We start from the raw sequence: 14,237 nt of genomic DNA on the forward strand, positions 1-14,237 counted from the left end.
GGCTTTAATGGTATTAAAATCTAATATTATTATTCATTTCAATCTTTATATTCCGTGTGCTTTAACGTTATCTAGAAGTTGTTCCCACAACCTTTACCTTACTCCGTTCTTGTTGGTAATAGCCTTACTAATTTTCTCAATAATATGATCCATAGAAGCAGAATCATGAACATCATATTCATCAATATTTAGCCGCAGCACTGGACATGCTGTGAAATTGGTTATCCAAGTTGAGTACCTGCTATGCATATGTTCCCAATACGAAGGATCTGTCTGAATTTCCATCTCACGTCCACGCTCCTCAATACGTGTCAGGATGGAGGGGAGACTGCCTTCAAGGTAAACCAGCACATCTGGATGTGGAAAATACGGTGTCATCACCATAGCCTCGAACAGACTTGTGTACGTCTCGTAATCCGTACTAGACATGGTACCTTGATCTGCATGCATCTTGGCAAATATGCCGGTGTCTTCATATATAGAACGGTCCTGAACGAATCCGCCCCCTGCTTCAAAAATGCCTTTTTGTTCTTTAAAGCGTTCTGCTAAGAAATAAATCTGTAAATGAAAACTCCATCTTTCAAAATCATGATAAAATTTCTCCAAATAAGGATTATCATCCACTTGTTCCAGCGATGTTCTAAAGCCAAGACGTTTTGCCAATTCAGCTGTTAATGTAGACTTTCCGACACCTACCGTGCCCGCTACAGTGATCAGCGCATTTTGAGGTATGTTGTATTTATTCATTGTATGAACTCCTTTACATTTGAAGCGATTTGCACGAACTGTTCTCTATTCTCAACAAAATCAATCAAATTGCCATCAATGGTTATAACGGTTGTAGAATCGTCTTTGGCCAGAAATGTCATAGCAGCATCGTAGTCTTCCATTAATTGCTGCAAGTAAGCTGTATCCATCGTCTGTTCAAAAGAACGTCCACGTTTCTTAATCCGCTGTAACAGCGTATCTAAATCCGCCTTAATATAGAGGATGATATTGGGTTTCGGCAAATCATCTGTTAGCAAATGATAAATCTGTCGGTATTTACCCCTTTTTACCCCTGTCAATGTCCGTTCAGAAAATATGAGATTTTTATAAATATGATAATCAGCAATAACCGGCTTGTTCAGATCAATATACTGCAATCTAGTATCTTCTAGCTGCTTGTACCGATTGCAGAGAAAGAACATTTCCGTCTGGAAACTCCATTCATCTATATTGTCATAAAATTTATCAAGAAACGGATTAGCCTCGACAATCTCTTTAATGATTGGGATATTTAATTCTTCAGATAGCATTGAAGCGAGTGTTGTTTTCCCTGCTCCAATCGGACCTTCAACGGCAATAAATGATCCTTGTTTCATTACTTTCCTCCTATGCAGTATTCACACCTGTAACAAACCACAACATATTGTACCATATGAGTAATCTTCCCACGAGAGAAATTCTTGTGAACATAAACAGACTCACTTACTACAAGAAGGGTGAGAACAGCATAATCCCCTCTTGTTCAGAATCACACTGAGGCTGTCTCCCATCGTAAATGGGTTTCAAATCCCCATATTCTCTTCGCATAACCCTTCTTCCTTTACATATATATGATAAGAAGCATTTTTGAATTTAATAAATGGGGGGATCACATGCACCAAGATGAGATGGCCGGTCTGGAGCGCGCCATTGCAGAAATTACGGAGATTGCTGTAGGGTTCGGTCTTGATTTTTATCCCATGCGATATGAAATTTGTCCCGCAGACATCATTTACACCTTCGGAGCCTACGGTATGCCAACACGCTTTAGCCACTGGAGCTTCGGTAAAACTTTTCACAAAATGAAGACGCAATATGACTTCGGCCTCAGCAAAATTTATGAGCTCGTTATCAATTCTAATCCCTGCTATGCCTTTCTTTTAGATGGTAACTCTTTGATTCAGAATAAGCTCATTGTCGCTCATGTGCTTGCACACTGCGATTTTTTCAAGAACAACGCCCGCTTCTCGGCTTCTAATCGCAACATGCTAGAGAGTATGTCCGCCACAGCAGAAAGAATTAGTCGTTACGAAATGGAACATGGGACAGAAGCTGTGGAGTCATTCATAGATGCCGTACTTGGCATTCAAGAGCATGTGGATCCACAGATTATTAAACCACAGCGCCTTGATAAACAGCGGTATATAGAAAGAAAAATTCGAGAGCAACGAGATCCCAGTCGGTCTACCGCCGCTCCTCACGAGTACGATGATATATGGAAGATCAATGAGCCTCAAGAATCTCATATCAAAAAAACATTGGCCGAATTACCATTTCCGCCTGAGCCAGAGAAGGATGTCGTCTGGTTCATTCAAGAATACTCGGAAATACTCGAAGAATGGCAACGGGATATCATGAGTATGCTACGTGATGAAATGTTATATTTCTGGCCGCAAATGGAAACGAAAATCATGAATGAAGGCTGGGCTTCCTACTGGCATCAACGTATCATTCGTGAGTTGGATCTTACTAGTGAGGAAACCATTGAGTTCGCCAAGCTCAATTCATCCGTTGTACAGCCTTCACAGCAGAGTCTCAACCCTTATTATCTGGGACTCAAAATATTTGAAGATATCGAACATCGGTGGGAACATCCTACCAAGGAAGAATTAGAGGTACCTGGTCGAAAACCAGGCCAAGGCCGCGCAAAAATGTTCGAGGTTCGTGAATTCGATTCCGATATCTCGTTTTTACGTAACTATTTAACCAAAAAATTAACAGAAGACCTCGATCTATACGTCTTTGAGAAAAAAGGACCTGAATGGAAAATTACAGATAAATCATGGGAGAATGTTCGTGATCAAATGGTATTATCTAAAGTTAACGGGGGAAGTCCTTACCTAGTCGTAAAAGATGCTAATTACATGCGTACAGGGGAATTAGTATTGAAACATCAATATGAAGGTATTGAGCTTGATCTCAAATATATGGAGCGTACACTCCCTTATGTTTATAAACTATGGGGGAAAAGCGTTCACTTAGAGACCGTAGTTGAAGATAAGAAAGCTATCTTCATGTATGACGGTACGAAACATCATCGTAAATTTATATAGATCCATAAAAGCCCCTCTCATCTTCACTTGAATAAGTGATTGATGAGAGAGGCTCTTGTATGTTTTTCGGTATGTATTATCAACCCCACAACCGAAATCGTTGAAACTTTTACTTTCTCATATTTAAAAAAACTGCCCTAGAGTACGATACTCTCCACAGGCAGCAGTCTTAAAGGAGTTTCTAATTAACGTGACACTTATCTGTTAAGCAAACTACCCACATACCGTAGCAACTCATTAGCACATATAGGGCAATATCCATGGTCATCAATGAGTCTCTTACTGACCTCATTAATTCGTTTCAACTGATTGCCATCAGGTGTCGTAGTTGACGTTGTAATCTTAACGATATCTTTCAGATCTACAAAAAGCTTCTTCTCGATGGCTTCCCGAAGTCTATCGTGATTGTTGTATTCAAATTTCTTCCCTTTACGTGAATACGCAGAGATGCGAATTAGAATTTCTTCACGGAAAGCCTTTTTAGCATTCTCAGATACTCCAATCTGTTCTTCTATGGAACGCATGAGTCTTTCATCTGGATCCATCTCTTCGTCGGTAAGCGGATCACGAATTTTAGACCAATTGCAGAATGCTTCTATGTTATCCAAATAATTCTCGAATAGAGTCTTAGCCGACTCTTCATAAGAATATACAAATGCCCGCTGTATTTCCTTCTTAGCTAACTCATCATATTCTTTACGTGCAACGGCTATAAAATTAAGATACCGATCTCGTTCTTCCTTCGTAATGGAAGCATGCTGATCTAAGCCGTCTTTGATAGCCCGTAATACATCTAGAGCATTAATGCATTGTGTATCCTGCTTAATGAGCGCACTCGAAATCCGGTTAATGACATAGCGGGGGTCGACGCCTGACATCCCTTCCTCCAGATACTCATTCTGCATTTCCTTAAGATCCGCCTCTTTGTAACCTTCCACTTCTTCCCCATCGTACATCCGCATCTTCTTAACGAGATCCATCCCCTGCTTCTTTGTCTCTTTAAGTCTTGTCAGAATAGAGAATATTGCAGCAGACCTAAGCGCATGAGGGGCGATGTGAATATGCAGCATGTCACTTTGCTCAATTAATTTCGTATAAATTTTTTCTTCTTCCGACACCTTCAGATTGTATGGAATAGCCATAACGATCATCCGTGACTGTAAGGCTTCATTCTTTTTGTTGGATATAAAAGACTTATACTCTGATTCGTTCGTGTGAGCAATAATCATCTCATCAGCCGAAATTAACGCAAATCTCCCTGCCTTGAAATTCCCTTCCTGTGTCAATGATAACAAATTCCACAGGAACTTCTCATCGCACTTAAGCATTTCTTGGAACTCCATTAAACCACGATTCGCCTTATTCAGCTCACCGTCGAAACGATAAGCCCGTGGGTCCGACTCCGAACCAAATTCCGTAATCGTTGAGAAATCTATACTCCCTGTAAGATCAGCAATATCTTGCGACTTCGGATCAGAAGGACTGAATGTACCAATCCCTATACGGCCCTCTTCAGAGATGATTACACGGTTTACCCTTACCTGCTCAATATCTCCACCATATTCTGTCTTCAGTCTCATTTGGCAAGAAGGGCACAGGCTTCCTTCAATTCTAACTCCAAGTTCCTTCTCTACTTCAGACCGAAGATCTAGCGGAATCAAATGCAGAGGTTCTTCATGCATCGGGCAGCCTTCAATGGCGTAGACGGCACCCTTATCTGTCTTCGAGAACCTCTCCAGCCCACGCTTCAAGAGTGTAACCAATGTCGATTTACCACCACTGACAGGCCCCATAAGCAGCAATATTCGTTTACGAACATCTAGCCGCCTTGCTGAGGAATGGAAATACTCTTCCACCAGTTTCTCTACCGCTCGATCTAATCCAAAAATCTCCTGTTCAAAAAACTTATACCGCTTATGTCCATTAACCACTTCTGCGCCATATGCTTCGATCATTTCATACACACGAGCATGCGCAGTCATGGCAGGCGTGGGATCAATGCGTAGCAAATCAATATATTGCTTAAATGTGCCACTCCACTCCAACTGTCCGCTCTCTGCCCGATACGCTGCCACGCGTTCGAAAATATCCATGATTGCTACCTCCTATGACTATGTTATGAACTGGCATCACCAAGGATAATCTGCTACGACATCATTTAAACGCCGTACGTTTACCGATGGACGATTTAGAAAGAATGCATTAAATATCATCATTTCTAATCGTTGTGAAAATGTGTCAAGGGTCAACCCCATAGCGTTTAAAAAGTGTATTACATACCTATGCAAGAAAGGACGATTAGTTGACCTCTTTTTTCAATAATCTGGAGTTTGTCTTTTGCTAATGATATATTAAATGATCATCCGTCCATTTCTTTTTCTCAAATCGATTATACAAAGTATTCTAACGAGGCGACAATAAAGTGGTAATATAGAAATACACTATGCTGTATTTAACTTAGAAGAAAGGGGGGCTCGATATGGCTGTCAAGCATGAGACCGAGCTGTATGGCCCTTTGAAAACATTTTTTGAGCAGCACGGATATGTCATCAAAGGAGAAGTCCGACACTGTGATCTCGTTGGTGTACGAGAAGATATGGCTGAACCTCTCATCGTAGAAATGAAAAAGACGTTCAACCTCTCGCTGCTGTTGCAAGGGATAGAACGTCTTAAATTAAGTTCAAATGTATACTTGGCCGTGGAACGGAGCCGGGCTAAGCGTGGAGCTGTCAACCAACGTTGGGGTGACCTATCCAGCCTATGTCAGCGACTGGGACTTGGACTCATCACCATAACCTTTTATAAGACGAAAAATCCAATAGTAGAAATCATTACTCAACCCAATGCATCACTAACATATCCACGGAGCAATAAACGACGGAAGTCACAACTCATTGAAGAATTCCATGAACGGAGCGGTGACTACAATACGGGAGGAAGCAATCGCGCCAAATTGGTCACAGCATACCGTGAGAAGGCGCTACGACTCGCCCACTCTTTAAGAGATGTTGATGCCGTTGGAGTCTCTCCAGCTTATTTACGCAATCTCACGGGACTAAGCAATGCCTCCTCCATCCTTCAGAACAACTATTATGGTTGGTTTGAACGAATTTCACGGGGACGCTACGTCCTAACAGACGTTGGAATTGCTGCTTTAGAGCAATACGTAGATGTGTTAGAGGCATGTTCTACAAGCCCTATCCTATTAACGGAACCTCTCACTATAACAATATCCGAGTCCAATTAGCTCCGAGCTGTAAATTCATTAATGGCCTCACTTATTAGATTCATTCCTAGCCATAACTCATCTCGACCTGGATGGGTGAAATTAAGACGGATGTAATCCATCCCTCCCTTACCTGCATAGCAGAGTCTACCTGGTAAGAAACTAACCCCTTTTCCAATGGAACACTTCAACAGTGCTTCACCCTGAAGTCCAGCCGGAAGCTGCACCCATAGAAACATTCCACCAACAGGAAGCGTATAATAGACACCTTTCCAAGCTGGACGCTTCAATAGCTCTGCCATCAATTTCAGACGAATATTATATTCACGGTTTAGAAGAGCTAAATGTTTATTCCAGTCGAACAATGTCGATTCTAGTAATTGATGTAACAGCCTCTGGTTCAGATTACTAGACTGCCAATCCGCCAGTTGTTTAGCTGTAGCCATAACTTCAATCAATTGCCGATTACCCGCCGCCCAGCCCGTACGTAGTCCAGGGGCTACTGTCTTGCTGAAAGAACCTACATATAACACTTGTCCACCTGCCCCATGACCATCCAAGGCGAAGAGAGAAGGATAACGTTTCGCAAAAGGAGCTTCCTTCTCATTCATGAAATAGAGATCACCATACGAGTCATCTTCCACAATGAGAATTTCATGCTTCTGGCATAACTCAAGTACCTCTTTTCGTCTTTCTAAACTCCATAGAATGCCTGTTGGATTTGCGAAATTAGGAGCGACGAAGAGAACTTTAGGTTGATGCGATTCAATCTGTTGTTGTAAATGTTCGAGGAGAATCCCTTCTTCGTTCCCTTCCACGGGAATAATATTTGCACCCTGCATTCTTAATACTCGTAGACATCCCGGAGACGTAGGATTCTCTACAAGGACTGCATCCCCTGGATCAACATACACTCTGCTCAAAAGATCCATTGCCTGTTGACTGCCTGTTGTAAGTAGAATTCCACTCACGTTTACCTCTATATCTTTATGTAGTCTCCATTCTTCTCTAAGCCAATTACGTAGTGGGGTATACCCTTCTGGGTCACCATATTGTAGAGCCATAGGGTTACTAGATAGAACAGCAGCTGCAGCTGATTTCAGCTGTGTAAGCGGAAACAGGTCTTCTGCTGGTAGCTCTTCTGCAAAAGATATAAATGAATCCTGCCGTGGATATGACTTGATATACTCAAGCGGAGATAACATCATCCATTCCGCTCTCGAAGCAAAAGAGTACCGCATGATTTCTCCTCCTCCATTGAACTGATCTTATCTTTTGGTTAACCCATCAAGCGTATTCGCTATTAGCTTTAAATATGCATAACCCTCACGTAATGGTTGCCTTAAGCGTAAATCTGACTGTGCATCTGCGAATGAAGTGTGAACTTCTCTATGGCTTGTGCCCGTGTTGAAACATTAAGCTTCACATAAATTTTTCGTAAATAATTGTCGATAGATCTTCTGCTAACCTCAATCTCTAAAGCTATTTTATCGTATGTAATTCCTTGAACAATTCGTTCCATTATAAATATTTCCATCTCAGTTAATTCAAATAGCTCTTGCTTGGACATTGGACCAACAATAGGCCAAATACCGTGTCTGAGCCACTCTAGTGGTAATAACGTGAACCCTGCACGCAAACCTTCAATAAGGAGAATAAGCTGTGAAGAAGTTGCCTGTTTGGACAGTACACCACTTGCTCCTAAACTAAACATGGTATGAACCACAGTAAGCCCTTCCTCGTCTGTATATACAATTACCTCACTTTCTGGAGACTGATACCTAATTTGCCCCAGCAATAGCTCTGATCTTCCTTCAGGTAAATCATCATCTAATAATATGAGTTCTGGCTTCAACTCTTTAATTAATTGCATCCCCTCTGCACAAGAGGATACCATCCCCTGAACCCGTAAATGCGCTTGTTCCTCTAAGATTAGTTTAGTTCCTAGCATTCGTGTCGGTTGACTATCCATAATTACAACTCGCCAAACCTTTGGCATTGTAAAAAACCCCCTGAACTTATGATGAATAAACAACAAAAAGATTGTATCTCAATTTTTCCATAATTGGCAATCCCATTCTAGTCATTGTTGTGTCACAAAGTGTTGTTTTGCGAAATGAATAGGGGAATGATAGAATAGAAACTTGATAAAAAAAAGCATTGAGGTGATAAAATGCAATCTTCCACGGAGACCACTTCACATTATAACCAACGCAAAACAACCAAAAGTGGCCCCTCTGTAAAACTATTTTTGCTGGTATGGTTCTTACTGATCGCATTGGGTATTACGGTTACCTATTTATATAGCAATCACTTGAAGCAAGACATGCTCCAGCAATTACAGCGGGAAACACAGAAACAAATGACACTATTAAAAGCTGATTATGAGAAACAGCTAAGCATCATATCTACTGAAGTAGGTGAACTTGATAGCAAGGTGCAGTCTTTCAATGAACTTCTTACATTTACGAAAGATAATGCTACAAGTAAAACCGACAATAGCAACAAGTTATATACTCAGCTGAATGATGTCAAGAATCAGTTGAACACGTTGCAGAAAAAAATGGATCTTCTCAAATGACATTGCAAGTTAAACAAGTCAATCGTTTTTTTCTAATATTAACAGCACCTTTCCTTGGTCTTTTTCTGTGGCTCATCATCAGCTCTGCACCTCTGCAATGGAGTACAGATACCGAGGCATTTGTTCCTACAATAACTTTAGATACACAGACTCAATCGATATCCAAGCAATTAAGCCTAGCCGAGAATACTGCCCAAGGGACTCTGTCCTCCATCCGTAAATCAGCGAAAATTTATCAAAGCACACTAGATACAACATCATCTATCGTTAAACAAGCACGTATACAAGCCCTAATCCCTGAGCGTATCTATAATCAAAAGATTTCTGCAAAGCTAGGCACACCTTATGAACGAGTGAATAGCGACCGTATCTCGATTGAACTTTTCAAAGTGAATACTGGCTATTATCGCGGACATGCCATGAAGGTCAAGCTGAAAGACCCCACAGCGATGCAAATGAGCTTAGGTAATGATACTGTAGGTGGCTCGGAGACGACCTTACAAGCTGTTAAGCGTACTCGTGCCATAGCTGGAATTAATGCTGGAGGCTTTGCAGATGGTGGTGGCAAACGTTATCCTCTTAGTACAACCGTGATGAACGGCCAATATCTAACCGGATTTGAATCCAGTTACAAAGATCTTTCCTTTGTAGGACTTGATCAATCGGGTAAACTTATCGGCGGTAAATTTCACAACAAGCAAGATTTAGATGTACTTGAGCCTTCATTTGGTGCCACATTTGTACCCACATTACTTGAAAATGGTCAAATCGTTCCCATTCCTGTGAAATGGCAAACTTCACCGGTCAGAGCGCCACGTACAGTGATCGGAAACTATAAGGATGACCAAATACTCATTCTTGTCATCGATGGATACAATGAGAATGGAAGTTCCGGCGCTACGTTGAAAGAACTTCAAAGTAAGATGTTCCATTTAGGCGTTCGCAATGCCTATAATTTGGATGGTGGAGGTTCATCTTCCCTTATTCTTAATGACAAAATCATTAATAAACCATCTGATGGTAACCTTCGTCAGCTTCCTACAAATTTCTTATTTTTTAAATAATGAGTTTCTCATTTATTTTTTTGATAAGGCTGGTTATAATAGTAATTATAAGTGCACTTGTAAGTAGTATGAGCAGGAGGTGGCTTTGATGTCTTTCTCGTTAACTTTTTGGATTATCATGCTTGTTCTTGCCTTATTCTTGACAGGCATTCTTACATCCTCTTACAACGAAGATAAAACTAAAGGTCTGTAAGAACCGTAAAGCTTCCTCCTCGTGAGGAAGCTTTTTTTAATTATTTTAACTTTCATCCCTATTTCATTGCTAAACGAATGCCGTCCCTTTAAGGACGACGAAGCCGTTTCTTCTTGTTATGATTGGTTCGGGTTACACTTTATAAAAAAAGCATCGCGAATATTCGCGATGCAACTTTCCATGTGACTATGCTTGTAGCAATTGTGTCATTTCAGACAGACATGGGGCACAGATATAACGATCTTTGAAATCACTTACTTCTTCTATTGAACCACAAAAAACACATTTTGGACGGTAACGCTCCAAAATAATATGTTCTCCTTGCACCAAAATTTCAACTGGGTCCCCTTCATTCATCTGATATCTTTTTCTCAGTGATTTGGGTAAGACAATTCTTCCCAGCTGATCCACCTTACGAACTACACCAGCAGGTTTCATAACGGAAGTAACACCTCTCCTATTAACTATTATATGAATCTTAACAAATTAGAAAGTAGTTCCTAGTACAGGAATCATACTTTCTCAAAAAAAATGAGTCTTTATTAATAGTTCGATATAAGGATGTCGAATCCTGCTATCTAACTATTTTTTTATTATACACATACCTCATAAGCTAAAAATCCTCGACCGTGCTCTTACTCCATGCCTGGAAAATCTAACTGACGCAATGCTTCATAGATGATAATAGCAGCAGAATTAGAAAGATTCAAGGAGCGAACCTTATTTGACATAGGTAAAGTCATGCAAGTATCTGGATTCGCCGCAAGCAACTCTGGGGGTAGTCCTTTAGTCTCTTTACCAAATACGAAGAAGTCCTCATCCTGAAAGCTGAAATCAGTGAACTTCTGATCAACCTTAGTTGTAGCGTAGAAAAAACGACTTCCTGCATACTTTTCTTGAACCTCTGCAAAAGAATCATGGTATTCAACATGAACTGCATGCCAATAATCTAGTCCAGCTCTCTTCAAAGTAGCATCATCTGTTCGAAATCCTAAGGGATGCACCAGATGCAGATGTGCACCTGTTGCGGCACAAGTTCTAGCAATATTACCAGTATTAGCTGGTATTTCGGGTTCAACTAGCACAATATGTAAAGCCATGATGTCCTCATCCACCTATCTTTTCCAACATATTTGAAACATGAACACGGAACGATTACAAAGCATCCCTGAAATCAGAAGGATATAATCGCTTCAAAAAAACCTTCCGCCTTATGGCGGAAGGTTGAAAACTCGAATTAAAAATTCATCACCTTGTTACCTGTTACCCATTGTCCTTGTGGAAGCGTACCATGAAATCAGCCAGAGCCTTACAATTGTCATAAGGAACGGCATTGTAGATTGAAGCACGCAAACCACCTACACTCCGATGTCCCTTAAGACCTATAAAACCCTCCTGCTCCGATTCCTTAATGAACTTGTTCTCTAATTCTTCGGAAGGCAGTCGGAACGTAATATTCATGATAGAACGACTAGCTGGATCAACGGGTCCTCGGTAAAAGCCATCACTGTTATCTATTGTATCATAGATTAGACTAGCTTTCTTCCTATTGTTCGCTTCTATACCTTCAAGTCCACCTTGCTCTTCTACCCATTTAAGAACTTCATTAACCAGATATACAGAGAAGGAAGGCGGTGTATTGTAAAGAGAATTATTTGAAAGATGAGTATCATAACGTAGCATTGACGGTATACCCTTAGGTGAATCATTGATCAATTCTTCCTTAGCAATAACGACCGTCACTCCTGAAGGACCTAAGTTCTTTTGCGCCCCTGCATAAATAAGATCGAACTGAGTAATATCAAGTTTACGACTCAGAATGTCACTAGACATATCAACAATTAGGGGTATATTCCCTGTATCTGGATACGTCTGGTACTGAGTTCCCTCAATAGTCTCATTAGAAGTAACGTGTACATAAGCTGCGTTCTCAGGCACAACAACTTGACTGAAATCAGGAATAGTCATAAACTTGTCAGCTGCTGAAGTAGCCAATACAGCAGTCTCACCTATTAACTTAGCTTCTTTTATGGCTTTGTCAGCCCAGCTACCTGAATGTACATAAGTAGCCACTTTACCTTCGCTCAAGAAATTCATCGGAATCATTGCGAATTGTGTGCTTGCTCCACCTTGCAGGAACAGAACTTTGTAACCTTTCGGATTTCCAAGTAAAGAAAGTAGTCGAGTAATCGCTTCGTTGTGCACCTCTTCGTAGACTTTACCACGGTGGGACATTTCCATAATAGACATGCCTGTGTTGTGGAAATCCACAAATTCAGCTTGTGCACGTTCCAGTACTTCCAATGGCAATGCGGCTGGTCCAGCATTAAAATTATAAGCTCTCTTAGTCACGTATATTCCCCACTCTCTCTTATTCTCGAAATATGATATCGCTATGATAGCAGTAATACTGTAGGCCATCAAGTACGATCTGCACAAACTTACATATAACGATACATTTAATTTATTTATAGGCCTGCTACGTTTTGTTTATCGAACTAAAGCGACACCGTACGAAAAGAATAACTAACCAAGAAGAAACGTATCGTTGAAACTTGTACCTTATTATATTTAAATAAAATCCCTCGGGCATAACCCGAAGGATTTATTCAATAACATTATGACTCCAATATGATTCTTAACAATCGAAGTAAAGACCATATTCATGTGGATGAACACGAATCGCTACTGATTTAGCTTCAGCACGCTTCAGAGAAATGAAGTTGTCGATGAAAGATTTAGTGAACACGTCACCCTCAGTAAGGAATTCGAAATCTGCTTCCAATGAATCTAATGCTTCATCCAAAGTAGCTGGAACACTGCGGATCTTAGATTTCTCATCTTCAGATAGTTCATAGATGTTAGTATCCATAGGACCATACCCAAGCTCAACGGGATCAATCTTTCTCTTGATACCATCTAGACCAGCCATCAGCATAGCTGAGAATGCTAGATAAGGATTTGCAGTAGAGTCAGGTGTACGGAATTCAACACGACAACCTTTAGGTGTTACAGCAGCCACTGGGATACGAATCGCTGCAGAACGGTTACCTTTGGAGTACACCAGATTTACAGGAGCTTCATAACCAGGAACTAAACGTTTGAATGAGTTCGTAGATGGATTAGTCAACGCAATCAATGCAGGAGCATGATATAGAATACCCCCAATATAATGTAACGCCATCTCACTCATGTTAGCATATCCACCTTTTTCATAGAAAAGTGGCGTGTCGCCATTAAAGATGGATTGGTGAACGTGCATTCCGCTTCCGTTATCACCAAAAATAGGTTTTGGCATAAAGGTTGCTACTTTACCATATTGGCGTGCCGTGTTGTGTACAATATATTTATATTTGAGAAGATTATCAGCTGTCTTCTTCAATGTATCGAAACGGAAATTAATCTCTGCTTGACCCGCAGTTGCTACTTCATGGTGATGGCGCTCAATACGTAGTCCTGATTCTTCAAGCAAACGACACATTTCACTACGAATATCTTGTTGTTTGTCTATAGGAGCAACCGGTACGTATCCTCCCTTAACGCCAACCTTGAAACCAAGGTTACCTCCTTCTTCCTTACGATTCGTGTTCCAAGCCGCTTCTTCGGAATCTACAAAGAAAGAAGAACTGTTCATACCACTTTCATAACGTACATCGTCAAAAATAAAGAATTCGGATTCTGGGGCAAAGAATGCTGTAGTTCCTACACCACTTTTTTGTAGAAATTCTTCTGCCTTAGCGGCAATACCACGTGGGTCACGCTCATAGGCTTCACCATCCGGTGTATGAATATTACACATAATATTTAACGTAGGGTGCGCAGTAAAAGCATCAATGAATGTTGATTCTGGATCTGGCATCATAACCATATCTGATTCTTCAATACCACGAAAGCCAGCAATAGAAGAACCGTCAAATGCTACTCCGTTAACAAACGTTTCTTCATCAACTTCGGAAGATGGTAAACTAATGTGGTGAGCACGTCCTGCTAAATCTACAAAACGAAAATCAACCCATTCAATGTTGTTATTCTGGATACTTTTCAATACATTTTCAACTGACATGTCTTTTTTCCTCCCAATTTCCGAACATTA

Annotated in this window: 13 protein-coding genes; 4 read left to right on the forward strand and 9 right to left on the reverse strand. The window is 40.7% G+C overall.

The window, feature by feature from the left end; genetic code table 11:
- Positions 1 to 93: 93 nt before the first annotated feature.
- Together UB51_RS15450 and UB51_RS15455 are read right to left on the reverse strand one after the other, a co-directional pair.
- The gene (locus UB51_RS15450; RefSeq protein ID WP_044878067.1) at positions 94 to 747 is read right to left on the reverse strand and encodes a deoxynucleoside kinase; all 654 of its coding nucleotides are present in this window, start codon (positions 745 to 747) and stop codon (positions 94 to 96) included.
- Entirely contained in the window at positions 744 to 1,364 is a 621-nt protein-coding gene (locus UB51_RS15455; RefSeq protein WP_044878068.1) for a deoxynucleoside kinase, read from the reverse strand. Before UB51_RS15455 ends, UB51_RS15450 begins: the two co-directional genes overlap by 4 nt.
- 276 nt (positions 1,365 to 1,640) lie before the next feature.
- Between UB51_RS15455 and UB51_RS15460 the strand changes: the two genes are divergently transcribed.
- Complete coding sequence (locus tag UB51_RS15460; RefSeq protein ID WP_044878069.1) at positions 1,641 to 3,080, forward strand: SpoVR family protein; 1,440 nt, start codon at positions 1,641 to 1,643, stop codon at positions 3,078 to 3,080.
- Positions 3,081 to 3,277: 197 nt separating this feature from the next.
- Here UB51_RS15460 and UB51_RS15465 read toward each other — a convergent pair whose 3' ends face one another.
- The gene (locus UB51_RS15465) at positions 3,278 to 5,173 is read right to left on the reverse strand and encodes a PrkA family serine protein kinase (RefSeq protein WP_044878070.1); all 1,896 of its coding nucleotides are present in this window, start codon (positions 5,171 to 5,173) and stop codon (positions 3,278 to 3,280) included.
- Positions 5,174 to 5,559: 386 nt separating this feature from the next.
- Here UB51_RS15465 and UB51_RS15470 point away from each other — a divergent pair, with 386 nt between their 5' ends.
- Positions 5,560 to 6,327, forward strand: a complete 768-nt coding sequence (locus UB51_RS15470) for a DUF2161 domain-containing phosphodiesterase (RefSeq protein WP_044878071.1) — start codon at positions 5,560 to 5,562, stop codon at positions 6,325 to 6,327.
- Here the strand turns inward: UB51_RS15470 and UB51_RS15475 are convergent.
- Both UB51_RS15475 and UB51_RS15480 read right to left on the reverse strand, forming a co-directional pair.
- Positions 6,324 to 7,547, reverse strand: coding sequence for an aminotransferase-like domain-containing protein (locus UB51_RS15475; protein WP_044878072.1), 1,224 nt, complete (start codon positions 7,545 to 7,547; stop codon positions 6,324 to 6,326). The two genes, UB51_RS15470 and UB51_RS15475, sit on opposite strands and share 4 nt — an antisense overlap.
- Positions 7,548 to 7,648: 101 nt before the next feature.
- Positions 7,649 to 8,305, reverse strand: coding sequence for a response regulator transcription factor (locus UB51_RS15480; RefSeq protein WP_044878073.1), 657 nt, complete (start codon positions 8,303 to 8,305; stop codon positions 7,649 to 7,651).
- A 174-nt stretch (positions 8,306 to 8,479) separates the two neighbouring features.
- Between UB51_RS15480 and UB51_RS15485 the strand changes: the two genes are divergently transcribed.
- On the forward strand, positions 8,480 to 8,887 hold the full coding sequence (locus UB51_RS15485; protein WP_044878074.1) for a hypothetical protein: 408 nt from the start codon (positions 8,480 to 8,482) through the stop codon (positions 8,885 to 8,887).
- The gene (locus UB51_RS15490; protein ID WP_044878075.1) at positions 8,884 to 9,951 is read left to right on the forward strand and encodes a phosphodiester glycosidase family protein; all 1,068 of its coding nucleotides are present in this window, start codon (positions 8,884 to 8,886) and stop codon (positions 9,949 to 9,951) included. The genes UB51_RS15485 and UB51_RS15490 overlap by 4 nt, the downstream gene beginning before the upstream one ends.
- Before the next feature lie 379 nt (positions 9,952 to 10,330).
- On the opposite strand, the gene UB51_RS15495 is transcribed toward UB51_RS15490, so the two are convergent.
- The 4 genes from UB51_RS15495 to glnA form a co-directional block, all read right to left on the reverse strand.
- Positions 10,331 to 10,582, reverse strand: coding sequence for an AbrB/MazE/SpoVT family DNA-binding domain-containing protein (locus tag UB51_RS15495; RefSeq protein ID WP_044878076.1), 252 nt, complete (start codon positions 10,580 to 10,582; stop codon positions 10,331 to 10,333).
- Positions 10,583 to 10,779: 197 nt separating this feature from the next.
- Positions 10,780 to 11,244: a tRNA (uridine(34)/cytosine(34)/5-carboxymethylaminomethyluridine(34)-2'-O)-methyltransferase TrmL gene (gene trmL, locus UB51_RS15500; RefSeq protein ID WP_044878077.1), complete on the reverse strand. Its 465-nt coding sequence runs from the start codon at positions 11,242 to 11,244 to the stop codon at positions 10,780 to 10,782.
- A gap of 163 nt (positions 11,245 to 11,407) precedes the next feature.
- On the reverse strand, positions 11,408 to 12,496 hold the full coding sequence (gene serC, locus UB51_RS15505; protein WP_044878078.1) for a 3-phosphoserine/phosphohydroxythreonine transaminase: 1,089 nt from the start codon (positions 12,494 to 12,496) through the stop codon (positions 11,408 to 11,410).
- 286 nt (positions 12,497 to 12,782) lie between these two features.
- Positions 12,783 to 14,207, reverse strand: a complete 1,425-nt coding sequence (glnA, locus tag UB51_RS15510) for a type I glutamate--ammonia ligase (RefSeq protein WP_044878079.1) — start codon at positions 14,205 to 14,207, stop codon at positions 12,783 to 12,785.
- Between the last annotated feature and the right edge of the window lie 30 nt (positions 14,208 to 14,237).

It is taken from the genome of Paenibacillus sp. IHBB 10380 (assembly GCF_000949425.1).
Lineage (GTDB): Bacteria > Bacillota > Bacilli > Paenibacillales > Paenibacillaceae > Paenibacillus_AQ.